Annotated in this window: 15 protein-coding genes; 7 read left to right on the top strand and 8 right to left on the bottom strand. The window is 67.5% G+C overall.

All coding sequences use genetic code 11. The annotated features are described in order from the left end of the window. Nucleotides 1-111: 111 nt before the first annotated feature. The gene (locus NBG84_RS05030; protein WP_250918044.1) at nt 112-2358 is read right to left on the bottom strand and encodes a prolyl oligopeptidase family serine peptidase; all 2247 of its coding nucleotides are present in this window, start codon (nt 2356-2358) and stop codon (nt 112-114) included. Between the two features lie 359 nt (nt 2359-2717). Here NBG84_RS05030 and NBG84_RS05025 point away from each other — a divergent pair, with 359 nt between their 5' ends. Both NBG84_RS05025 and NBG84_RS05020 read left to right on the top strand, forming a co-directional pair. Continuing rightward, entirely contained in the window at nt 2718-3071 is a 354-nt protein-coding gene (locus NBG84_RS05025; protein ID WP_250918043.1) for a CATRA system-associated protein, read from the top strand. Next, the gene (locus NBG84_RS05020; protein WP_250918042.1) at nt 3068-4615 is read left to right on the top strand and encodes a CATRA conflict system CASPASE/TPR repeat-associated protein; all 1548 of its coding nucleotides are present in this window, start codon (nt 3068-3070) and stop codon (nt 4613-4615) included. Before NBG84_RS05025 ends, NBG84_RS05020 begins: the two co-directional genes overlap by 4 nt. A 45-nt stretch (nt 4616-4660) precedes the next feature. Here the strand turns inward: NBG84_RS05020 and NBG84_RS41005 are convergent, their stop codons facing one another. The 7 genes from NBG84_RS41005 to NBG84_RS04985 form a co-directional block, all read right to left on the bottom strand. Next, entirely contained in the window at nt 4661-7705 is a 3045-nt protein-coding gene (locus NBG84_RS41005) for a CHAT domain-containing protein (RefSeq protein ID WP_250918041.1), read from the bottom strand. After that, nucleotides 7702-8442, bottom strand: a complete 741-nt coding sequence (locus NBG84_RS05010; RefSeq protein ID WP_250918040.1) for a hypothetical protein — start codon at nt 8440-8442, stop codon at nt 7702-7704. The genes NBG84_RS41005 and NBG84_RS05010 overlap by 4 nt, the downstream gene beginning before the upstream one ends. A 29-nt stretch (nt 8443-8471) precedes the next feature. Next, entirely contained in the window at nt 8472-9341 is an 870-nt protein-coding gene (locus NBG84_RS05005) for a hypothetical protein (protein ID WP_250918039.1), read from the bottom strand. Nucleotides 9342-9348: 7 nt separating this feature from the next. Next, nucleotides 9349-10503, bottom strand: a complete 1155-nt coding sequence (locus tag NBG84_RS05000; RefSeq protein WP_250918038.1) for a hypothetical protein — start codon at nt 10501-10503, stop codon at nt 9349-9351. Next, nucleotides 10500-12776 (bottom strand): hypothetical protein, encoded by a 2277-nt coding sequence (locus NBG84_RS04995; protein WP_250918037.1) that lies wholly within the window; start codon nt 12774-12776, stop codon nt 10500-10502. Before NBG84_RS04995 ends, NBG84_RS05000 begins: the two co-directional genes overlap by 4 nt. A gap of 661 nt (nt 12777-13437) precedes the next feature. Beyond that, nucleotides 13438-13923, bottom strand: a complete 486-nt coding sequence (locus NBG84_RS04990; protein ID WP_250918036.1) for an NUDIX hydrolase — start codon at nt 13921-13923, stop codon at nt 13438-13440. A gap of 467 nt (nt 13924-14390) precedes the next feature. Then, nucleotides 14391-15272: a TauD/TfdA family dioxygenase gene (locus NBG84_RS04985; protein WP_425608572.1), complete on the bottom strand. Its 882-nt coding sequence runs from the start codon at nt 15270-15272 to the stop codon at nt 14391-14393. Nucleotides 15273-15796: 524 nt separating this feature from the next. On the opposite strand from NBG84_RS04985, the gene NBG84_RS04980 reads away from it, so the two are divergent. The 5 genes from NBG84_RS04980 to NBG84_RS04960 form a co-directional block, all read left to right on the top strand. Beyond that, the gene (locus NBG84_RS04980) at nt 15797-16042 is read left to right on the top strand and encodes an acyl carrier protein (RefSeq protein WP_250918035.1); all 246 of its coding nucleotides are present in this window, start codon (nt 15797-15799) and stop codon (nt 16040-16042) included. Then, nucleotides 16027-17304 (top strand): beta-ketoacyl-[acyl-carrier-protein] synthase family protein, encoded by a 1278-nt coding sequence (locus NBG84_RS04975; protein WP_250918034.1) that lies wholly within the window; start codon nt 16027-16029, stop codon nt 17302-17304. Before NBG84_RS04980 ends, NBG84_RS04975 begins: the two co-directional genes overlap by 16 nt. Then, nucleotides 17297-18406: a beta-ketoacyl synthase N-terminal-like domain-containing protein gene (locus NBG84_RS04970; RefSeq protein WP_250918033.1), complete on the top strand. Its 1110-nt coding sequence runs from the start codon at nt 17297-17299 to the stop codon at nt 18404-18406. The genes NBG84_RS04975 and NBG84_RS04970 overlap by 8 nt, the downstream gene beginning before the upstream one ends. A gap of 30 nt (nt 18407-18436) precedes the next feature. Next, nucleotides 18437-18655, top strand: a complete 219-nt coding sequence (locus tag NBG84_RS04965; protein WP_250918032.1) for an MbtH family protein — start codon at nt 18437-18439, stop codon at nt 18653-18655. Between the two features lie 203 nt (nt 18656-18858). Next, nucleotides 18859-24423, top strand: a 5565-nt coding sequence (locus tag NBG84_RS04960; protein WP_250918031.1) for a non-ribosomal peptide synthetase, incomplete at its 3' end; no start/stop codon positions are given.

Raw genomic sequence — 24423 nt, 5'->3', positions numbered from 1 at the left:
CGATGCGGCCGGAGCACCCGCCCGGCCCTCCCTCTTGGGCAAGGACCGACCGAAGCTCCGGCCGGCCCCTCCCGATGGTGTACGGGACCGTACGCCGGAGCGTTCAGAGTCTCAAAGGTTCAAGGAATTTCTCAGAAAGGAGGCCTCCAGCAGCAGTAGTCCGCTGGCCTGGTCCGTACCAGTGACCAGATGTGTTGCGCCGGACAGCGGCAACACGGTGTGCGGACGGCCCGCCGCGACCAGCGCGGCGGAGAGGCGCAGGGTGTGGGCGACATGCACATTGTCATCGGCGACCCCGTGCACCAGCAGCAGGGGGCGGGAGAGGAGATGCGCGTCGGGAACGAGCGAGCTGCGCCGGTACGCCTGCGGGAACACCTCGGGGTGTCCAAGGAATCGCTCCTCCCAATGGGTGTCGTACAGGCGCCGGTCGGTGGGGGTGCCGCCCGCCACCGCCGCGTGGAACACCTCGGGGTGCCGCAGTACCGCACCCGCCGCCAGATATCCGCCGTAGGACCAGCCGCGGATGGCGACCGCGGTCAGGTCAAGATCGGGATACTGCTCGGCCGCTGCGTGCAGGGCGTCGATCTGGTCCCGCAGGGCGGGTGTCAACCGATCGCCTCGAATGGCCTTCTCCCACTCCCGGCCCCGTCCCGGAGTGCCCCTGCCGTCGGTCACCAGCACGGCGAATCCCTGCTCGGCGAACCACTGCGAGACACACGTCCACCACTCACGCGCCCGCACGACCAATTGCATACCGACCCCCGAGTAGGGGTTGAGCAGTACGGGAAGTCGACCCGAGCCCTGCTCGTACCACGACGGAAGGTAGAGCTGGCTGCGCAGTTCGCGTTTGCCCAGGGAGTGATGGATGGGCTGGGGGGTGACCACCGGCTCCTCCGTGAGCACGGCGATTCGCCCCCTCTCCACACCGTGGTCGCTGACCGTCACCGACCGCCCCGACTGAGTCCGGCTGTCCAGCACAACGGTGTCGCCGCCCACGGCGACCGCGTACACTCCCGGGCCCTCGCTGACCCTGGTGAAACCGTCCGCGGGGTCATAGCGCCAGACATGGACCTCCGTAGGCTCCTCGTTGGCGAGGAAGTGGATGCGCTCATCCGACACTGCCGTGACCTCGCGGACGTTCAGCCCTCGGGGGGTGCGCACCCCGTCGAGGGACAGGCCCGTGAGACCGTCGTCGCAGATGAACGTGCGCAGCACTGCTCCGGACGGCAGCCGGCGCGGAGCGCCTGGAACCAACTCCACCCACGCCGGATCGTGCCGGATGTCCAGTGACTCGGTAGCCCCCGTGTTGGCATCGATGGCCAGGAGTTGGACCGTGCGCTGGTCCCGGGTCTGCACCTGGGCGAAGGGACCCAGTCCATCCCAGCCCGCGACCGGGATGTACTCAAAGGACGTATCGGTCCACTCACCTTCGGGGTGTGTCTCCTCAGGGGCGACGGTCGGCAGCCGCACCTCCACCGGGGCTCTTCCCGCGGTGTGCACCAGATGCAGGGAGACCTTCGCGTTGGCGGTTCCCGCCTGCGGATAGGCGACCGCGGTGGGTTTCTTCGTCGGATCAGCGGGGTCGCAGATGTACCAGCGTTGGACGGGAGAGTTGTCCACACGCGCCACGAGAAGCGCCACCCCGTCGGGCGACCACCAGTAGCCGTGCAGCCGCCCCATCGACTCCGCCGAGGCGTGGTCGGAAAGCCCGTAGGTCACCTCGGCGGACTCGGGCGCTGCCAGGGCCCGGTCGTCGGTCCCGTCGATCCCCACGACATGGAGTGCGCCCCCGGTGACATAGGCGATCCGGCTGCCGTCCGGGGATGGGCGGGGGTCCACCACCGGCCCCGCGGTGGGAATCCGGCGCGGCTCACCCCTGTCCGTCCGTACCGTCCACAACTCGCCGTTCAGCGCGAAGACGGCGATCAGCGCGTCGTTGTCGGTTGCGTACGACACCACCCCGGACGAGGCTTCGCGAGCGCGCTCACGACGGACTCGCTCCTCGTCGGGGATGCTGTCCGTGGTGTTGCTCAGCGTCAGTGGGTCGGCGAGGAGGCGTTCGTCGCCGTTCTCATGGAGCCAGAGTCTGCTGACCGGGTCGGCGCCGCTGGTGCCACGGATGAAGAGCACCCGGCGGCCGTCGGGGGAGACGGTGAAGTGCCGGGGGAGACCGAGGCTGAAACGGCGGGTACGGGCGAACTGCCGGGGGAACCGCGGGACCGCGACCGAGGCATCCGCGGTCCGTTCGGTGACCTTGTCCTCGCCGGATGCTGAGGGGGCGACGCTCCGACGACGGGCGCGCCCTTCGGCGGCGATCCCATGGCCGGAGGTCTGGGGGTGTCTGCCGTGTTCACTCATGGGGAATCGTTCGCATCCACGGTGGGCACTTGGCAAGCGAGTATCGCCAGGACCGACCTACTCGGACCAGTTCCGGACAGGGTGTCACCACCCCCACCGCGGGTCCGGTCGGACGGTCGGCAATCCCTCCGGGTACTCACCAACTCCGCAACCCACCCCATGGCAGCCCTACGACACCACCTAGCAAAGCACTACTAGCCCGCCCCCATGAACAGCCCAACGACCGCCCCACCCCGGAGAACACGGTCGTGACCAACCGCGGCCGAAGGCGCCCGGCCTGCCCGGGTGCGTACGGCCGTTGCCCGCGGCTTCGGACGATCCCCTGCCCAGGCGCCGGACCGGCCGCTACCATCCCGTACATGGAGACACCGGAGGGGGACCGGGCATCCCTGGACCCGGCGGAGGAGCGCGAAGCCGCAGCGGACGTGCTGACCGAGATCGTCGGACTCGTACTGCCGCCGAAGGTCTGGGCCCTGGTGGCGCACAGGCTGGACGCGATGGAAGCGGCAGTCCGCGCCGGGGACGTCGAAGCGCTGGCCGAGGCGGCCGGGCAACTGGAACTCATGGGGCTCACCAGGATCCGCAAACGGCCCGACGACGAGGGCGAGTCAGCCGCGGCGGACCTGGTCGACCGGATCGGCCCGCTGGTGCACGAGTTGCGGAGCGAGACCAGTGCCGAGGAGCACACGGACGACGAACCGGCCGGTGGGTGAACCTCACCGACCAGTCACTCGTCGTCCACCTCTTCGTGGCCGCGACCGGGCCGCGCCGATCCGGATCGTACCGGCGGCTGCGTGAGGTGTGGGCGGCGTGCGGACCGGCCCTCGGCATGACACAGCCCGTCGCGGCGATCGCGGTACCCGGCACACTCCCGGAGGACCCGGGGGAACTGCCGCAATCCGGGGCGGTTGCGGCCATCCGCAGCCAGGACGGTCTGTGCCAGGCGTTCCTGCGGCGCCACCACGACCTGCTCTGTCTGTCGGTGGCCCTCTCACCCGCGCCTGGGGAAGCCGGATCCTGGGCCGCATGGGAACAGCGCTGGACCCAGGTCGGCGGGACGGCCGGCGAGTGGGCGGTGGGAGAGGCACGGCTGTTCGTCGCCTACGCGAACAGCGCCGACCCCTCGGCGGTCGGCTCGCGGGACACCGAGGAGTCCCTGCGGTCCGCGCTGCCCGCCGACGCGGCGCCCTCGCGGCTGGGACCGCGCGTCGAGGTGGCCGACCCGCCCGTCGTCCTGTGGGAGATGGCAGGGGAGTCCGGGGACCGGAGTTCCCGCCGCTTCGCGGCCGTGGCCGCCGACCACGAGAACGTGCCCGACGAGGTCGAGCGCTGGCTGTGGAGCCAGGGCGGCGGTACACCACCGCCGTTCGCCCGGTATCTGGCCGCCGCCGCCGGAGTCCGTTACGAGATGCGGGTGCACGCGGCCCAGCAGGCCGACAGCGGCACGGGAGCGGTCGTGGACAGTGCTCTCGCCGCCTTGGAGGAACCGCCCGCCTCTCCGGACGGCCATAGCGAGGAACTCGTCCGGTGGCGGACCCGCCTGCTGGCGCTGATCGCGGGCTCCGCGGGACTGACCCAGCGGATCACCAGACTGCGGGAGATGAGCAACACCGTGCGGATCGGCGAGGCCAACATGCGGGCCCACCGGGACGCGGCGGGCGTCACCGAGGGCGCGCCTGGCCCGTTCGCCGAGGACCTCGCCCTGGCGGGCCGGTTCACCCAGCGACTCAGCGACGACCTCGTGTATCTGGAGGCGGACCGCGAACGCGCCCGTGACACGCTGTCCGCGCTCACGACCGAGGCCGAGAACGCGCTCCAGCGGCGACGGGAACACACACAACAGCAGGAGGCGCTCCTCAACCGCCGCCAGAGCACGGTGAATCTCCTCCAGGGCGCCTTTCTCGGCGCCGTTCTGATGGTTCTCGCCGCCGTCCAGGCACTGTCCTACAAGGTCTCCTTCCTGCCCCGACCCGCCGTCCCCGCCCTCATCTCGCTCCTCGGAGCCCTCGCCCTGCTACTGGCCACCCTGGTGCTCTGGCTGGCGGCGCCACCGCAGGAACGGGGCGCCGGGGGACTCGGGCCCGTGTTCGCCGGACTGGCCGGTGCCACCGCGGGCTGGCTGACCGTCACCACCATCACGCACGCGATCACCGGCCACGGCTCGTCGACCCTGCTGACCTGGGCGGTCGCACTGCCCTGCTTCGGTGCCGGATGGCTCTTCACCCGTCTTCGACTGCGCGCGGCCGACCAGGGGTGAGGGTCCGCACAGCGGGCCGTCACCGACCCGGGCCCCAGGTCCCACCTACGCACCCACATGGACATGAGCGCTCCACAGCCCGGGCAATCCCGGTCTCCTCATCCGGAGCCGGTCCACCGCGTGCTGGAGCGCGTACGCCGCCCCGGCCACCGAACCGTCCGCCAACGCACCGCCCGTATCCGCGTCCGCCACGGGGGCGTTTCCGGTGCCCTCGGCGAACATCCGCCGGTGGAACGCCACCGAGACGGCCCGCGCGGCCGAGTCCTTGACCGGCCAGAGGGTCCCCACCACACCCGCGAACCCGGCAAGCAGGAAGGCGGCTGTGACATGGACCGCCTCGTCGCCGTACCGGGCGGCGGTCTCGGTCGTGCTGCACGCCGAGAGATAGGCGAGTCGGGCCTGCGCGAGGTCCTGCCGGACGATGGTCGCGACATCGAGCGGAGCGATCAGGTGGTCGTCCAGCAGCAGTCTGCTGGTGGACGGATCCCCGGGTTCGCTGACCCCGTGACAGGCGAAGTGGGCCACCGGGTGCCGGTACAGCGCGCCCAGAACGGCCTCGCGGGTCGCATGCCGGCCCCGCAGGACTTCCGCGTCCGCTACGGCCGCCGTGATCTCCGCGACTTCCTTGTCCACACCGAGCAGCGATGACTCCCCGGGAGTCTCGGGCATCGCCACGACCAGCAGACTCCCGCGCTCCTGCGGCGGGGACACCCGCCGGCCCTCGTGTCGCGCGCCCGAAGCGGCTCGCCTCGCGTGCCCCAGCGCCCGGACGGTGGGCGTGTACGAGGAGACGACGCGGTCCATCACCGTACGCCCGTACCGCCGTTCCGCGTCACCGCGGTCATGGTGACCGGCCGCGTGCAGCGGCAGGAAGGTGAACGACCCGGTCGCGCACCACCACAGCCGGGGGCGCTGTTCCAAGGGCATGGGCCCGGTGTGGCCGAGCGCGGACAGCACCGGTTCCGTGACCCGGTCCCACACCCAGCGCAGCACCTCAGCGATGTCCTGCCCCGCCTCCTGCGCGTCGCGCAGCCGCACGACCTGCTCCGCGACCGACTGCTCCGTGACACCGGCCAGCGGCACACACCGCACGGGACGGTCGGGATCGTCGGCGAGGATCAGCGCCGTACACCCGTGCACACCGGAGTTGAGCAGCACCACCGGTCCGGCGGCTGCCTCGCGCCGTAGCCCGGCGACCGCCGGGCGGCCGAGGAAGTCGCCGAAACCCTCGATCCCGCGGACCCGGCCCAGCACACCGTGCCACCGCTCCTCCAGCCGCGCCCGCCCCTGCTCCGCGGGCCTGGTTCCGGGCGGTACGGGTGGTGTTCTCCCCGACCGGTCCCCGACCGCGTCGGCGAGGCCCGGCAGACGGAGCCCCTCGTCCGCCAGGTCCAGTAGTACCCGCAGACGCTCGAACTCGGCCGCCAGCCCGGGATCCACCGCGGCGAGCCGGGCGGTCTGGGACCGGGCGCCAAGCCGCTCCTCGATCAGTACACCTCGTGCCTGTTCGAGGAGTTCCACCGCCGTCTCGGGCGCTCCCGCGGCGAGGGCCGCGCCAGCGGCCTCCGGGCCGAGCCCGGCGATCCTGCCCAGACCCGACTCGCGGTCCATCCGCTCCAGCCGCCGGGGAGCCACCTGCGGCAGCGATTCGACGGCGGCCCGGTAGGAGTCCAGCGCGGCCCCTGGGTCGCCCAGGGCCATCCCCACCCGGCCCAGCAGCCGCAGTGCGGTCACCCGCTGCCAGGGCAGCGCGGACGGCATCGACGCTGCCTCCGACGCGTGCCTCCGGGCTTCCCCCAGTACTCCCGGATCACCGCTGTGCCGGTGCTCGTGCAGCAGCGCGAGGGCGAGTTCAACGAGGTGATCGGTTCGGTGAAGCGATGTCTCGGTGGTCTGGGCGACCAGGTGCCGTCCGGCTTCCACGAGTTCCCGCAGGAGGTCGGCGCTGGGTTCGATCTCGTACTCGGCCCGCAGTGCCTTGGCCAGATTGCTCAGGTACACGAACCGCTGCGGGTGGTCGTCCCCGGCCGCCTCGCAGGCCCGCGCGGCCTCCGCCCGCGCCCCGGCGAGCGCTTTCTGTCCGCCGCCGCCCAGATACCGCAGCATCATGGCCATGCTCAGGGCGTTGTGGAGGGCGGGCGGCGCGAGTGCGCCCGACTCCAGGGCGAGCGCCTCACCGGCCTTGCCGATGGCCTCGTCGAGATCCTTCTCCTCGCCGCTTCGGCCGTACAGCTCCAGCAGCGTGGAGACCAGGGTGTGGAGGACCGCCGACCGCAGGGCGTGCCCCGGCGGTATGGCCTCCGCGGACACCCGGGAGAAGCGGACCGCCTCCTTCAGATCAGCGGTCCGCCCGGTCCGCCCGTAGCGGGTCAGCAGCGCGGAGGCGAGCGTGTTCGCGTGCAGTGCCCTCTTCGGGTGCCCCGGTGGGGCGGCCTTCAGGGCGCGCTCGGCGGCGTCGATGGCGCCGAGTAGGGCGTCGTCGTCGGAGGTGGCCCGGTGCAGCAGCAGCCGTGCGTTCGCCAGCGTGTTGAACGCGGACCCGCCGTCCGATCCCGGCGAGGCCGATCGGGTCGCCGGCTCGGCGCGCAGGGCGGCCTCCCGGACCGCCGCCACATCGCCGGTGACCTGGTGGCGCAGCACCAGCGCGTTGACCAGCACGGTCTGTGCGGCGCCCTGGTGCGGATGGCCGCCGCCGGTGACCGCCACGGCCTCGCGCGCGGTGGCCTCGGCCTCGGCGAGTAGATCCGGCTCCCAGGTGCGCTCGGACTCCAGGCGGAGCACCACGGCGAGGCTGATCAGGTACGTTCCGCGGTACGGGTCGTCGAGCGGGACGGCGACCGCCTCCCGGCCCACCGCGATCGCCGTCCGCAGGGCGTCCGTGTCACCGGTCGCCAGGTACTGGGCGCGCAGTGTGCCGCAGAGCGTGTTCAGCAAGCCCGCCCGAGCGGCGTGGCCCGCAGGGGCGTGCTCCAGCGCCCGGCGGCTCAGGGCGACCGCCCGTTCGAAATCGGTGGCCGAACCGGTCCGCTCGGCCTCGCCGCGTGCCGCGCGTGCCTTCAGTTCGAGTTCTAGGATTTCGGACCCGATCACATCGGTCCCCCCTTCCCCGCGCCGCCGGTCTCCCCGGGGCGGCTGTCGTGGTGAACGGCCGGAAGTCCATATGCCGAAGTGGCGGGACCGAGCGTGTCCCGGACCCTCCCGGCGGCTTCGGCGTACCCACGCTCGCCGAGGACGAAGACCAGCGCCGCGCCCGATTCCGCCATGTCGGGTTCCGGCTCCAGCCCAGAGCGCCCGAGGCGCTCCGCCCCCTCCAGCGCGCGGGAGGCCGCGCTCCGCGCGTCGTCGAGCAGCAGAAGCAGACGGGCCTCGTTCCACAACTCCGCGGCGTGCCGCAGCACATCCCGCGCGGAGTCCCGGTCGGCGAGGCCAGCGCAGATCCGCCTGGTCTCGGTCAGGTCCCGCTCGGCGGCGGTGAGGTTTCTGGCCAGGTGACGCAGCAGATTGTCCGAGACATAGGAGGTGAGGGTCTCCACCGCGGACTCCGCCACTTCGGTCCACGAACCCCAGAATCTCGTGTCGATCTCGGCGACTATGCGCTCGCCGCTACTTTCGGCCAGCAGGATCAGTTCACCCACCGCCGGGCTGCCGAAAAGAGTGGTCTGCCGAACGTGCCGCACAAACCACCCCGTCGCGGCCAGGGTTCCGGCCCGGTGCACCCGCTTCACGCTCCCGGTCACCAGCGGAGGAACTACCAGCAGGTCGCAGCGGAGAACCTTGAGGCCGGAACTCCTTCCGACCCTGGCCTCAAGGGTGAACTCACCCCGCATGGAGGTGAGCGAAGGACGTTGCGCCCCGCTCAGCCCGCCAGCAGCCAGATGCCCACCGCGACCAGCACCAGCAGCATCACCGCCGCCGCGGACATCGCCCTCCATCGGCCGCGCTCGCCCCGGGGGATCTCCGGGGCGGACGCTTTTCCCCCGCTCACCCCCACCGCGGACGACGGAACAACGGGTGCCGCCCGCAACGGCTGGATCTCCCGTAGCTCGCTGTCGTGGAGCAGTACGGTCACCGCGCCGGAGAGCGCCTGCGCCGCCCGCTGCGCACCCTCCACAGAACCGACGGCATGCGTGGTGAAAGCGACGCCGGGGCGAGTCTCCCCGAGCAGCAGACGGGCCCTGGCCCCGAAAAGCTGCCGCGCCACCGGATCCTGCACACCGCCCACCCAGGGACCGGGCCTGTCCTTGTGCTCCGAGGTGGCCGGGGCCGCTGTGACGCCCGCCCGGAGGATGGACAGCAACCGCCCCTCGACCTCCCCGGCGAGGCCCTCCTGTGCGGAGCCGTCCCCGGTGGACGCCCCGCTGTCCCTCAGGAGGGCGTCCACGTACTCCGGCTCGAAACCCTGGTCCAGCGCCTGGCCCAGCCGCTCCCGGTCCGCGTCCGCCAGGCCGCACCGCACCAGCCAGTCGGCGAGCGCCGGGTCCTCGTGCACATCGTCCACCACGACGGTGTAGCGGATCCTGGTACCGATCACATCCCGCCGCTGCGACGGAATCCCGCTCAGCAGCAGTCCTGTCGCCCCTCCTGGCAGACGGCTCACGACGAGTTCCGCCGCCTCAAGGACCAGCCACCTGCCGATGCTCTGCCACCACCGCAGGGGCGGGGACTCGCCGAGGTAGGCGTAGTCCAGCCGCCGCTCGGTGCCCCGGGTCATCAGATACGCGCGCATCCGACCGTCACCACTCTTCCACTCGGGGGTCGGCAGGGGTCATGGCGATGTTGCGCAGCGACTCGGCCAGCTTGGCGCGGCGCCCTTCGGCTGTTGTCATGGCCTTGTGGCTGCTGAGCCGGGTGCTCTTGTTCTCGCTGGCCTCGCCGGAGAGGTGGTAGTCGATTGCTCCCCAGAACCCCTTCGGCTCGGCCTTGCGTTCCAGCGCCTCGTTGTACGTCGCCTTGGCCGCGGCGGCCTGCTGCTGCTCCACCCGGTCCTGCCCGGAGATGACACAGCGGCACAGTTCCTGCATCACGGTGCCCGCGGCCTTCACCTTGATCCTGGGAGGGATCTCCCGGAACCGGTAGTGACCCTTGAAGTCGAGCGAGGCCTCACCGTCCGCGTCGATCCGGTCGGTCCACTCTCCCTCCATCAGGTCCACACAGCCGTAGGTGTCGATGGGGGCGTAGACCACCCGGACCGTCCGGTTCTTCGTCTCCTCCAGGACGATATCGAGCATCGACCGGTACTTCTCCCGGACGAGCTGCCTCAACCGCGGGGCTTCCCGGCCCTTGCCCCCGTTGTCATCGAAGTACTTCTCGCACTTCAGCGGGGCGATCACCAGCACGGCCGGTTCCTCCCGGTGCTCGGGGAGATTGCGCGCCCGGGCCCACTTGCGGGCCATGGCCTCGACATCCTCGAAGCCGAGCAGATCGGCGACCGCCCTCCGCTGCACCGGAGTGACCGCCTCCATCAGTACCGCCGCCTCCACCGGCACCAGGAGCATCAGGCTCTCCGTGATGTGTGCCTCGCACTCGGGCCAGTTCTCCCTGGCCTCGGGTCTCCGGCTGCGCTCCGCCGGGTCCAGCCACGCCCCCGGGTAGTCGAGAATGCTGAACGGAATGCCCTGCACGCGGTCTCCCGCCGCCCTGAGGCTCACGTTGTAGCGGACCATGGACTGGCTGCCCTCAAGCGATGCCGAGTCGAACTCACGTGCCTCGATGGCCCGGCGCAGTTCCTTGCGGTTCCGACGGATCCGCATCTCCGTCTCCTCGTCCGGAACGAGGTCGATCTCGGTCCCGGAGAGCATGGTCTCGGTCTCCGCGAGGATGGCGGTCAGCAGGGTGGTCTTGCCGACCCTGCTCGGGCCGACCATGGAAGCCTTGAACGAAAGCGTCAACGCCCTTTCCTTTCCCCAACTGTGCGCGACCGCTCGTCGGCGATCGAGCCCCGCAACTCCGTGGTCAGCCGGCGAACACGTCGCAGTCCCTCAGCCGCGGCATGTGGTCCGGTTCCCTCCCCTGGCCACAGGAGGTCATGGAAGGCGGCGACCAGGCGGCGGAACTCCGCCTCGGACGAGTCCGAGCGCACGAAGGCGTCCTCGAACTGCTCACCGTAGGCGAACAGCACCTGGGCGGTCGTTCTCGGCTCCTGAGCCAGGACAGCCTGCGCGTCGTACGCGGCCTGCCGGGCCAACTGCGTGACCCGGCCGTACAGTTCCGCGCTGCCCTCGGCCGTGCGTGGCACCGCGAGCAGGGTGGTTGCCGTGCTGCCGCTGCCCGGGTCGTCGTCCTCCGGGAAGAGTACGTCCAGTGCCCGGCGCAGCCGGGGGAGCACCCGGGTGCGGTAGTCCAGCCGGACGTCCAGGGCGAAGCCGAAGGTCTCCGCCAGTGCCGGACACGGATCGGGGGCATCCCGCAGGACCGCCGCCAGAGCGGTGATCGCCTCCTGCGGTCCCGTGTCACGGCCGTCGATCAGCGCCGCGAACCGGGGACCGAGCGCGGCCACCAACCCCGCCCAGTACTCATTGCGGCGCTGGAGCAGCAGATCGTCGACCGCCGCGAACCGGCGGGCCATCTCCACCCGTATCCTGTTCAACTCGGCGGAGGCGAAGGGCAGGGACGCGCGGTCCACCCGGAACCGGTTCAGCGCCCGTTGCTGCCACTCCTCGGCCCCCTCGCCGAAACCGCTCAACACCCAGTCGCGGACGGCTTGATGGACCTCGGCGACCCGTTCGTAGAACTCCGTGTCCTCGTACTCGTTGTCCGCGCGCGTCCGCAGCTCGTCCACCCACTCCTGGAGCGAGGCGGCGACCTCCGCGCGGAGCGACTCGGCCCGGGCGATCGTCTGCTCGGTCGAAGTGGGCACACTCAGGGCGCGGACCGCCGACGACACCCTGTCCAGTTCCGCGGTGATCCGGTCCAGCCGGTCACGGCACACCGCGACCGTGTCGGCGATGACGGCCTCGTCCATCCGCGGCAGGACCGACGCGAGATGTTCCAGGACCGGTTTGAGGATCTGCTCACGGACGGCGTCACGATCGGCTCCGTCGGCGAGGATCACCCAGTAACCCCGGCCCTGCGCGGGGTCGTTCAGCCGGTTGCGGAGGTCGGAGTGGAGCGCCTCGATGTTCTCCGCGAGACACTCCCCGGTGTTGACCAGGATCAGGGCGAAGTCCCTCGGGTCGGCCACCTCGCAGGCGCTGCCGATCAGTTGCAGCGCGCGGGCGTCCTCCTCGGCCCACATGGCATTGGTGTCCGTGGGCCGTTTGACGGTGATCGCGAAGTCGATGTCGTTGCGCAGACCCGCCAGGTGGTGTGCCTCGGCGCCCGGGGTCAGTTCGCCGAGGCCCGGCAGATCCACCAGCCCGAGCGCGGTCACATCCTCGATGGGGAAGGCGCAGGTGATCTGCGCGTCCCGGACGGCGAGATACGGCCGTCGGTCCGGCTCCGCGTCGGCCTCCGGGTACGCCACCCACTGCCTGATGCCGGCGAGATCCTCGGTGCGGGTGCCGCCGGTGAGGAACTCGCGGTAGGAGGCCAGCGCCTGCTGGGCCTCGCGCACCCGGGCCAGCATCGGGCCCAGTCTGGGCTGGTCGGCGTCCCTTCCGTCCGGTCCGTCGGCCACCCCTGGATAGGAGTGCCGGGAGAAGGCCGACAGGTCCCGTGGCGCCGGTCCGAGCCCCAGCTCCGCGTGGTAAGGGGCGATCACCTCGTCCAGGAAGGACCGCTCCGTGTGCATCGTCAGACGCGCTCCGCGTTCCGTGCGCGAGTGGTAGATCCGGCTGCGGACCGCGGTCACCGGTTGTCCACGGCCGCTGGGGATCTGCTGGTCGTCCAGCCCCGAGAGCGACTGCAGCAGGGTGCTCTTGCCGTTCCTGGCCCGGCCGCTCACCCCGATGTTGACCGTCCCGCGGTTCACCCTGCCGCGTACGGTGGCGAGCGCGTCCAGGGAGTCCCGGGCCGCCCGGGCCATCCCCGCCAGGTCCAGTGCCCCCAGCCGTTCGGCGATGTCACCACCGGGATCGACGGCCTGTGTCCCGGCCACCGCGTCGCCCAACTCCGTGGTCAGTTGCAGGATCCGCCGCCATCGGTCGATCTGCTCGTCGACGACGGGCAGAAGCTCGTGCCTCCTGCGCAGCACCGCGTCGAGCCGTTCCTCATTGTCGCCCACTGTTTTGCAACCCCCTCTGCAGCCGTGTCCGAACCCCATGGCCGTCGGCTGCCCCGTTGTCCCCAGCACGCCGACCGGTGTTCTTTCGTGACCGGTAGTTTTCCCCATATGTGCGCTCGTTGGAGCGATCTCCCGCAATGAGCCGGGCGGCCGACCGGCGGGCGGCGGGACGAACGCGGCCGTCGAAGCAGCTCCCGGGCCGTGACCCACCTTCGGGGCCTGGTATTTGTTCCGCTCGGCGGGTGCGGGGCGTCAGGATCGCCACCGGTCCCCGCCGACCGGCCGGGCCCGGGACCGATGAGTGACCTGAATGTCCTGCGTGTGCCGTAGTACACATGGAATCCGGCCGCCTGGGTGCCCGGCCCTGTGCCGCCAGCCCCGGGTCCTGGTCGATCGCACCGGGGTACGGCGTCGGTGTACGCGGTGTCGTGTCGTGTCGTGCGGTGGCGTGGGGGACCTGGCCGTGGCGCTGGAGCCGGACGCCGTCGAGGGGCGGGAGGAGATCGATCGGCTCCGCGAAGCCGCCGTCGGGAAAGCCGAGGTCAACTGCCTCCCAGCACCGCGAACCACGACACCGGGTCCCGTTGCTGAAATGCCCCCTGACCGAGCCGACCCGCATCCCCGTTCACCCGGCTGCCAGCTCGCTCGGACCGCAGCCGAATCAGGACGCCACGTACTGGCGCAGAGCCTCCCGCCCTCCCGGAACGAAGCACCATTCATCGATGACTTCGCGCAGTTCGGCCACTGTCAGCCAGTCATGCCAGTCGATCTCATCCGAGTCCGGGACCAGGACCTCCGATACGACGGCCTCATGCACCCCGAGCCAGATGGGGCTGATCCCCTCCTGGAAATGGAGCTTGAACAAGAAACGCACCGGCGCACGAACGCCCAGTTCTTCAGCCAACTCGCGGACCGCCGCCTCTTCATACGACTCGCCCACGTCCACGGCTCCGCCGACCATCGCGTCGTAGTAGCCCGGAAATCGGGACAACGTCGCGGCTCGCCGTAGTACCAGGATCCGGCCTTCGCGGTCACGGCAGATCGTCGCCGCAATGCGATGCAGCCAGTTCTCACGCACCGCCTCATCCCGCTCGACGATCCCCAACACGCGGTCGTGCTCATCGACATGCTCAACCAGTTCGCTCACAGACACACGATCTCAGCCACCCCTGACAACCCGGCCCCGTGGGCACCAGCGATGGGTGAGCCGCACCACAGGAGACCCTCTGCGGAATGCGGCGCACTCAGCGATCCGGGGTCGCGAAGGCGGCCTCGCCCCTGACCCGCTCAATCGCAACACGGGCTCATCCGCACACTGCCTCCGCGGGAACAAGACACACCACCACCGTGTGGCGGATCCCCGTTGCGGCGGCCACGATGCGGTCTTCGCCGACCTCACCGCCGCTGGCACCGCAGCGGTGACGCAGGCATCAGGTGGTAGGCACGCTCCGGTCCCGATACGCGTTCAGCGCTCGGAGCCGCTCGGAGCCGCTCGGAGCCGCTCGGAGAACGTGGAGGGAACGCGGGGAGCCGCCTGGGGAACGCCGTCTCGGGCTCGCCGCGTGTACCGTCCCGCGCGCCGCCGAACCAGCGGTGGTGGAGCGGCGAACCCCGTCAGACCGACATGGCCACCAGAACGCGGCGCGGTCCGGTGAACGGCCGGCGACCGTGCGCGACCAGGGTGTTGTCGATGAGCAGCAGATCTCCCGCCCGCCAGTCGACATCAACTGCCAGACGAAGACCCGTCTCCTGAATGTGAGTGATGTACTCCGCAGGTATGGGGCTGCCGTCGGCAAAAGTGACCGATTGTGGGATCTCGTCGGAGGAAAGCACCTCGGTGAGTGCTGTCGCGTCGTCGCCCAGACCAGCGGGGTGGAACTGGTCGGCTTGGTTGAACCAGACTTCGATGCCCGTCACGGGATGGCGCGTGGTCGCAGGACGGAGCTGGCTGATCCAGAGCGTCCCGTCGTCCCGCCACTTCCAGTCGGCGCCCGTACCGGTCAGGAAGGCTTCAACGTCGGAGGGATCACCGGTCTCGAAGGTGTCCTGCCAGCTCTTGCCGAGCCCGTAGCCGTCATGAAGGTTCTGGATGTAGCGGACCCCTCCGCCGAAGGCGGCGCGCACCTCGGGGTCGAGAGACTCAAGCCAGAGCTCTCCGTCAACTATGGGTGTGGCACCACCCGTTGTGGGCGCGTGCTCGCAGTAGAACAGCAGCCGTCCGGGCCAGGCATGAGCGTACGACATCTCGTTGTGCATCGAGATGACCAACTCGGGTGGATACTCGGTCGAGGTGTAGACGTTCTGGCCCACCTTGGTGCGCGGCGAGTTGCCGTGCACGTATGCGAGCCGCTGAGGCAGTAGGGCATCGGCCGCAGAACCGTGCGTCTCGGGGGTGACATTGAACCCTCGAAAGACGATTGCCTTCTCCTGCACCAGCAGCTCGCCCAGCTCAAGCATGCCCAGCAGATCGATGAGCCCGGCTGGGCTCGAATCCACGCTTCCACTTTCAGGTGTGAGTTCTCTGGGGTGCCAATTCGGAGCTATCAACAGTCGGTCCCTTTCTGCCTTGGATGCTGAACCAAGCCGTCAGTTGACGTGTTGTCAGTGTGCTCTGAGGTCCGACTCTGCGGGGAACCCTCGACCTTACTGGAGTGGCAGCGAAGGCGATCAAAACCCCCTTCGTCATTGCGAAGGTGGGTGCAGTCACCCTCTAATCGGTAGGGAAGGAGAGAAACGGGACATTATTGTGCCGCTCTATGCGCCGCCGCTATTGGCATAGGATCATTTGCCGCAAATCATCAGTTTCGCCTGAAGTTGACACGGTGTTCCTTAGTGATCTTCGCCACTAAAGTGCGTGCTTCACTGTGGGACGGGGCGGGAGGAGAGCAGGATGAGTCAACCGGCCCCCAGTTCAGGCCACGTTGAGGGTGCGCTGAGGTGCGCCCTCTCTTGGCTGCCCACCGTGAGCCCTCTGGTCGTATTCCTCGCGACTCTTTACTACTAGGGATGGGTGACAGGGAATGTCCTATTCTGAGCAAGAGGCCAAGGTTCGTGAAGTCCTTCACGACATTCTCGGAGTGGAAGCACCAGAGCTCACTCGCACCAGTCTGCTTATTGATGATCACGGCGCCGACTCGCTCGCCGCAGTCGAGGTACTCTCCCACCTCGAAGTCGCCTTTGACGTGGAGATCGACCCCAAGGCCGGACCTCGAATGGTCAACATCGATGCGATTCTCGAAGTGCTGGATGAATGTGGGGCGAAGTAGGTTTGCCCGCTGGCAGCGCCGAACGACCCCGTCGGAGAGTGGTACTCAGCGGGGCAGGCGTACTTTCCAGTATCGGAATCGGTGTTGCTGAATTCGCCGCTTCCTTGCGTGCCGGCCGTGTAGGCACGGGGCCTATAACGCTCTTTGACACCACAGGTTTCAAGTACGCCCGAGGCCATCAAGTTGCCGACATCGACCTGCGGAAGTGGGTTCAGCGAATCCAGCTCGACCAGCTCGGACGGGCATCGCAGTTCTCCGTCGCGGCGGCCAGGATGGCGATTGACGACGCTGGGATCAGTGCGGACTCACTGCGCGCCCGGAAGGGCCTCATCGCCATTGGCACGACAGACGGCGAGGGGCACGACCTCGACCAGATGGCAGCCACGATGCTCTATGAAGGACTGGAGAGCGTCGAGCCGGAGCATGCCCGCCGTGTGCCAGCGGTAAGGATCTCAACGGCGATTGCCAGGGAGTTGGGCCTCTGGAACGTCGAGGTATCCACCATTCCCACCGCTTGCGCAGCCGGCAACTACGCCTTGGGCAGCGGCTTCGACGCCGTGCGTTCCGGAGAGGTGGACTTCGCCCTCGTCGGAGGTTCGGACGCTCTCTGCCGCAAGAACTTCGCGGGGTTCTACCGGATCGGCTTGATCTCTCCCGATGAGTGCCGACCGTTTGACGCGGAGCGCGACGGCCTGCTCACCGGAGAGGGCGCTGGCGTCATGCTGATCGAGAGCGAAGAATCCGCCCTGGCTCGGGGCGCGCACATATACGCGGAGATCCTCGGCTATGGATTGAACTGCGATGCGCATCATCCGGTCGCACCCGAGGAGAACAGCGTCGCCCGGTGCATGGAGCTTGCGCTGACAGACGCGAACGTCGCTCCCGGCGACGTCGACATGATCTCCGCGCACGGGTCCGGAACCAAGATGAACGACGTGACCGAGGCCCGGGCGATAAACCAGGTATACGGAGAGAGCCGGCCGCCGGTCATCGGCATCAAGTCCATGACCGGCCACACCATGGGCGCGGCAAGCGCACTCGGCTCGATCGCCAGCGCGCTCGCTATCAAGCACGGGTTCATTCCGCCGACGGCCAACCATCACACGACTGATCCCGAGTGCATCGTGGACTGTGTGCCGAACCGGGCGATCGAGGCAGACGTGCGGATCGCGCAGAACAACGCCCTCGCCTTCGGCGGAAACAACTCCGTGGTCATACTGGGCAGATACGACGCGGCCGAGGCAGGTGACGGCCATGAGTGATGCCACCCGGAGTACACAACGCACATTCATCTATGACTGGTCGGCTGTCTCACCTTTCGGTATCGGCAGAGCGGCACTCTCCGAAGGGCTGCGCGCCAGACGCAAGGCGATTGCCGACCAGTGTGATGATGGGGCTCCGGTCGGACTCCGCCGAGTACCGGACTTCGATGTTCAGCAAGTCCTCGGCGCGGCCGGTACCCGTTACCTCGCCCGGGAGAGCGCGATGGCAATCGCCGCGGCTCGGGAGCTCATCGAGGCACCCCGGCCCGGGGTGACTATGGCGGCCGGGCGGGGAACGTCCATGGTCCTCGGCACGACCACCGGTACGCCACAGGGCTATATGGACTTCACCAAGGCGTCTTTGGAAGGCGCCAGACCGCATCATGTGCCGGCCGCCCTCGCGCCCAACATGGCGATGAACCGGGCCGCCTCGGCCAGTGCCATCTGGTATGGGCTTCAAGGCCCCAACAGCACCATTGCCGGCGGTAGGGCCGCCGGGTTGCTGGCATTGAGTTACGGGCGGCGGTTGCTCGACCATCAGCGGGCCGACCAGGTACTGTGCGGCGCCGTTGAGGAGAACGCGCCTGCTCGCTCCTGGATGGAGTACCACCGAAGCCGAGGCCAGGTCACGACTCTGGGCGAAGGGTGCGTGCTACTCCTGCTGGAGGGGGGAGATCCCTCCGGTCGTCAACGCGCGCCGCTAGCCGAAATCCTGGCACTCGATTGCCGATTCGACGCCGTAGGCAACGATCCGGTCGGCACTCTCGAAGCCTGCGTGGAAGGTGCTCTGTCCACGGCCGGCGCCACACCGAAGCACGTATGGGCCGCTGTACCGAGCGGTATTGCCGGTGAGGCCGGTGACGATGAGACAAAGCTGTTCGACCGGCTATTCGGGACGGCCGTGGTTTCGCGGGTCCCCGTCGCTTCACTGACGGGCGACACCTCCGCGGCCTCGTCGATGTTCGCCATAGCGGGCATGTTGAGCGCGGCGGAAGGACACCGGGAGGCCGAAGGCCGCCTGGGGGTCGTCACATCGATCGATCCGGATGGTTCTGTCGCCTGTGGAGTCCTGCGATTCCTGGAAGGTTCCTGGACTCCTTGACCAACCCGAGAGAACGAGAAGAGGAATGTCGTGGCTAACCCGTTCGAGGACGCCGACGGAGAGTATCTGGTTCTGGTCAACGACGAGGGGCAGCACTCCCTCTGGCCTACCTTTGTCGAGGTACCGTCTGGCTGGGCAACTGCGCATGGCAGTGACTCCCGGCAGGCATGTATCGATTACATCAATGAGCACTGGATCGATATGAGGCCTCGAAGCCTTGTGGAGGCCATGGACGAGGGTGCTTCCTAAAACGTCTTCAGGCACTCTTCCCGCTGATCGTTAAACCCTTGCGTTTTCTGCTGCCTCCCCTGCTGAGGGGTCGGGCAGTAGCTACGCAGGGTTTTTCACTTCCATCGGCTGCATCTCGCACCTTAATTCAACGCTGCCCGAGATCGGCCAGACTCAAAGTTTAGCGATATCTCGGAATGTCAAGCGATTCAAGGTGAATACGAATGCCTGAAGGCCAGCACGTGCGTCGAGAGCTGTCAACGGCTCAGTCGGGTATTTGGTTCGGCCATAAGTTCGATCCAACCGGTCATATATATAATGTCGGTGAGTTCGTAGAGATTCATGGCGATATCGATGTCGCGATATTCGAGCGGGCATTCAGATTCACATTCTCCGAGGTTGAGACCCTACGGCTTCGTTTCTCCGAAGAGGGAGGCCGCGTCTGGCAGTGGGTTGATGACTCGATAGAGCCCAATCTTACTGTCCAGGATTTCTCGACCGGGCAAGATGGGCCCGCTCAGGAGGACGCCAAGGCCAAGGCGATTGCCTGGATCAGGGCGGAGTTCGCTCGACCGGTCGACCTCATGACGGGTGCCCTTTCCTCCTTCGCCCTGCTCAGGATCTCTGCCGACCTCTCCCTCTGGTATGCGAGATCGCATCATATCGCCGCGGACTCCTACGGTGGGGTGTTGTTCCAGCGCCGGTTCAGTGAGATCTATTCGTTGCTGATGCAGGGAATGCCTTACGAATCCCGAGCTGCCGGCTCACTCGACGCCCTTCTGGACGAGCAGGGAAGTCAACGCGATTCTGAGAAGTTCGCCAAAGACCGGGAGTACTGGCTGGGGAAGTTCCCCGACCTCCCCGAGGCAGTTTCCCTGACGGGACGCACGGCGAAGTCTTTTGGGGATTTCCTTCGCCTCGCGGATGCGCTTCCAGCCGACGATATCGATCGGCTGCTGGGCGTCGCGAAACGCGCTCGAACCGCCTGGTCCGTGGTCACTATCGCGGCAATTGCCGCATATCTTCACAAAATATCGGGCCGTCGAGACATAATCATTGGCCTCCCGGTTACGGGGCGGACGAGCCAAACGGCTAGAAGTACCCCGGGAACAGCTTCAGATGTGCTGGCCCTTCGCTTCGATATCAAGCCCGCCGAGACCTTCGAAGAACTCACAAAGAAGGTGTCTCGCGAAGTTCGGTCAGCGTTGAGGCACCAGAGCTATCGCTCGGAGGACCTTGTTCGTGAGTTGCGGTCCAGGGGGCGTGATCAGCCTCTCTGGAATGTGACAGCGAACATCATCACGTTTGATGAGGATATCGATTTCACGGGCAGCCCTACCATTGCTCACAATCTTTCCAACGGGCCTGTCCGGGATCTATGCATTGTGGTGAGAGGGGCTAGTGACGGATCCGGCCTTTCTGTCGAGTTCGACGGAAATTCGAATATTTATGAGGCTTCGGAGCTGAAGCGCCATCATCGTGGCTTTATGACCCTCTTCAGGAATTCGATTCTGAACCCTGATAGGCTGATCGGTCGAATTGATGTTCTCGATGCGACTGAGCGCGAGCGAATCCTGGGGGAACGAATCCTGGGGGAACGGCAACGCGCCGAACGCCAGGTGCCGAACGCGGTGTTGCCGAAGCTGTTCGAGCGGCAGGCGGCGGCGCGTCCGGATGCGGTGGCGGTCGTCTTCGAGGACCAGCAGCTCACCTACCGGGAGCTGAATGAGCGGGCGAACCGGCTGGCTCGGTATCTGATCGGTCAGGGTGCGGGGCCGGAGGGGTTGGTGGGGTTGGCTCTGCCGCGTTCGGCGGAGCTGGTGGTGGTTTTGCTGGCGGTTCTGAAGTCGGGGGCCGGATACGTACCCATCGATCCGGAGTATCCGGCGGACCGTATCGCCGCCATGCTCGACGACGCCCAGCCCGTCCTGCTGATCACCGACACAGAGACCGCCTCCGCCCTCCCCAACACGGACGGAGTGTGCAGGGTACTGCTGGACGAGGTGGCAACGATGGAGGCGGTCGGTCATCTGTCCGCCGCCGATGTGACGGACGCTGACCGTTCCGGGGTACTGCTGCCTCAGCATCCCGCCTACGTCATCTACACCTCTGGCTCCACCGGCAAGCCCAAGGGCGTCTCGGTCCCGCACCGTAACGTCGTACGGCTCTTCTCTTCGACGCAGCAGTGGTTCCACTTCGGCGACGCGGACGTTTGGACCATGTTCCATTCCTATGCGTTCGACTTCTCGGTATGGGAGACCTGGGGTCCACTGCTGCACGGCGGTCGTCTCGTGGTAGTCACTCATGTGACGAGCCGTTCGCCCGAATCCCTGCTGCGGCTCGTGAGGGACGAAGGCGTCACGGTCCTCAACCAAACACCCACCGCCTTCGCTCAGTTGATGCAGGCCGACTCGCGATCCGATGACGCGGATTGGGCCTCGTCACTGCGGTTCATCATCTTCGGTGGCGAAGCGCTCGACGCAAGGCGTCTAGCCGATTGGTACGAGAGCCATTCGGCTGATGGACCGACTTTGGTGAACATGTATGGCATCACCGAGACCACGGTTCATGTCACCTGTGCGCCGCTCGGGAAGGAGTCGCCGACCGAGGAGATCAGTGTCGTTGGTCGGCAGATACCAGACCTCCGGGTGTATGTGCTGGATGCGGGTCTGTCTCTGGTGCCGGTGGGTGTGGCGGGTGAGTTGTATGTAGCGGGGGCTGGTCTGGCGCGTGGTTATGTCAACCAGCCTGGTTTGACCGCGGAGCGGTTTGTGGCGGATCCGTTCGGTGGTTCGGGTGGGCGGATGTATCGGACCGGGGATGTGGTTCGGTGGCGTGCGGATGGTGTTTTGGAGTTTGCGGGTCGTGCGGATGCGCAGGTGAAGGTACGCGGTTTCCGTATCGAGCCCGGTGAGATCGAGGCGGTTCTGGCCTCACATGACTCGGTGGGCCAGGCGGCGGTCCTGATCCGCGAGGACCGGCCGGGCGACAAGCGTCTGGTCGCGTATGTGGTTCCCGCCCAGCTGAGCATTAGCTCTGTCTCGGTTGTGGATGCTGATACTTCCCTCATTACCGGGTCCGGTTCCGATACCAATACCAGTACCGACTCTGGTGTTGTGTCGGTGGTTGATGTGTCGGTGTTGCGGGGTGTGGTGGGGGAGTGCCTGCCGGACTATATGGTGCCGTCCGCTTTTGTGGTGCTGGATGCTTTGCCGTTGACGCCGAACGGGAAGCTGGATCGTCAGGCTCTTCCCGCTCCCGAGGTCGCTGCCAAGGTCTCTGGTCGTGGTCCGCGTAGTCCGCGGGAGGAGGTGTTGTGTTCGCTGTTCGCCGAGGTTTTGGGCGTGGGCAAGGTCGGGATCGATGACAGTTTCTTCGATCTGGGTGGGCACTCGTTGTTGGCGACTCGGTTGGTGTCGCGGATTCGTAGTGTCTTGGATGTTGAGGTGTCGATTCGGGCATTGTTCGAGGCGCCGACGGTGGCTGGTTTGGCGTCGCATGTTGATGGTGCTGCGGGTGCGGTGCGGGTACGGCTGGCAGGGGGGGTGCGTCCGCAGTTGGTTCCGGTGTCGTTCGCGCAGCGCAGGTTGTGGTTCCTGGGCGAGTTGGAGGGCCCGTCGGCGACCTACAACATTCCTCTGACAGTGCGGTTGCGTGGCGCGCTGGATGTGGGGGCGTTGCGGGCGGCGTTGGTGGATGTCGTGGGTCGGCATGAGAGCCTGCGCACCGTCTTCCCGCAGGTGGACGGTCGTCCGTATCAGCACATCCTGAGTGAGTGGGATGAGGATCGCGCTGCTGGGCTGTTGCGGGTTGGTGAGGTGGATGCGTCGGGGCTTGGTGGGGTGTTGGCGGCGGAGGCGTCTGCCGGGTTCGATCTGTCGGTGGATCTGCCGCTGCGGGTGCGATTGTGTGTGGTGGGGCCGGATGAGTTCGTGTTGATCGCGGTGGTGCATCACATTGCCGCGGATGGCTGGTCGATGGCCCCGTTCGCCCGGGATCTGTCCCTGGCCTATCAGGCCCGTTCCCGAGGTGAGGCGCCCGCCTGGTCGGTGCTGCCGGTGCAGTACGCGGACTACACCCTGTGGCAGCGCGAGGTTCTCGGCAGCGAGGACGACCCCGACAGCGTCATCTCCCACCAACTGAACTACTGGACCAACGCGTTGGCCGGAGTACCGGAGCAGTTGGAGTTGCCGACGGACTTCCCACGCCCCTCAGTGGCCTCGCATGCTGGTGACACCGTCCCCATCCACGTTCCAGCCGACGTCCATGAGCGCCTGATTGCTCTGGCGCGGGAGAGCAGCACCAGTCTGTTCATGACGGTGCAGGCCGCGCTGGCGGTGTTGCTCCAGCGTATGGGCGCGGGTGAGGACATCCCGATCGGGACGCCGGTGGCGGGGCGTACGGATGACGCGTTGGACGAGCTGATCGGGTTCTTCGTCAACACCCTGGTCCTGCGCACCGATACTTCCGGTGATCCCTCCTTCCGTGAACTGCTCGGACGGGTACGGGAGACGGATCTGGCGGCGTTCGCCAACCAGGACGTGCCCTTCGAGCGTCTGGTGGAGGTCCTCAACCCGCAGCGTTCGATGGCCCGGCATCCCCTCTTCCAGGTGATGCTGGCCTTCCAGAACAACGCCCAGCCCACCCTCGACCTCCCCGGCCTCCACGTCGAACACCAGACGTTGGACGGTGCGGTGGCGAAGTTCGACCTCACCCTCAACCTCGGCGAACACCACACCCCCGAAGGACAACCCGACGGACTGACCGGACGCCTGGACTACCGCACCGACCTCTTCCACCCCACCACCATCGAAACCCTCGCCACACGCCTCAACCAGGTCCTGGCCACCGTCGTCACCACGCCTGACCTTCCTATCGGACAAGTCGATGTCCTCACCCCCACCGAGCGTGATCAACTGCTGGTGGAATGGAACGACACGGCGAGGGATGTTCCCGAGACGGTACTACCTCAACTGTTTGAGGCTCAGGTGATGGCGACGCCGGATGCGGTGGCGGTCGTCTTCGAGGACCAGCAGCTCACCTACCGGGAGCTGAACGCGCGGGCGAACCAGCTAGCCCGGTATCTGATCGGTCAGGGTGCGGGGCCGGAAGGGTTGGTGGGGTTGGCCCTGCCGCGTTCGGCGGAGCTGATCGTGGCCCTGCTGGCGGTTCTGAAGTCGGGGGCCGGATATGTGCCCATCGATCCGGAGTACCCGGCGGACCGTATCGCCTTCATGCTCGCTGATGCCCAACCCGTCCTACTCATCACCGACACAGATACCGCTTCCGCCCTCCCCAACACTGAGGGAGTGTGCAGGGTACTACTGGACGACGAGGCAACGATCGAGGCGATCGGTCAACTGTCCGCCGCCGATGTCACCGACACCGACCGTTCCGGCGCGCTACTGCCGCAGCACCCCGCCTACGTCATCTACACCTCCGGCTCCACCGGTAGGCCCAAGGGTGTCACCATCACCCACCAGGCGTTGGTCAACTATGTGGTGCGCTGCCCGGAGGCCTATCCGCATCTGCGGGGTACGAGCGTGCTGCATGCCTCGGTGTCCTTCGACGCCGGTGTCACCGTGCTGTACGGGGCACTCATCTGCGGCGGCCGGGTGCGGGTTACCGCCCTCGACGCCACCACCGCCACACAGCCTGGACCAGGTGACACGGTCACCTTTATGAAGCTCACCCCCAGCCACCTACCCCTCCTCCAGAACACCGCCCTCGAACCCACCGGCCAACTCATGCTCGGTGGCGAAGCGATACCCGGCGAAGCAGTAACCCGC

It is taken from the genome of Streptomyces albipurpureus (assembly GCF_023701525.1).
Lineage (GTDB): Bacteria > Actinomycetota > Actinomycetes > Streptomycetales > Streptomycetaceae > Streptomyces > Streptomyces albipurpureus.
This window is presented reverse-complemented; position numbering and strand designations above follow the sequence as displayed.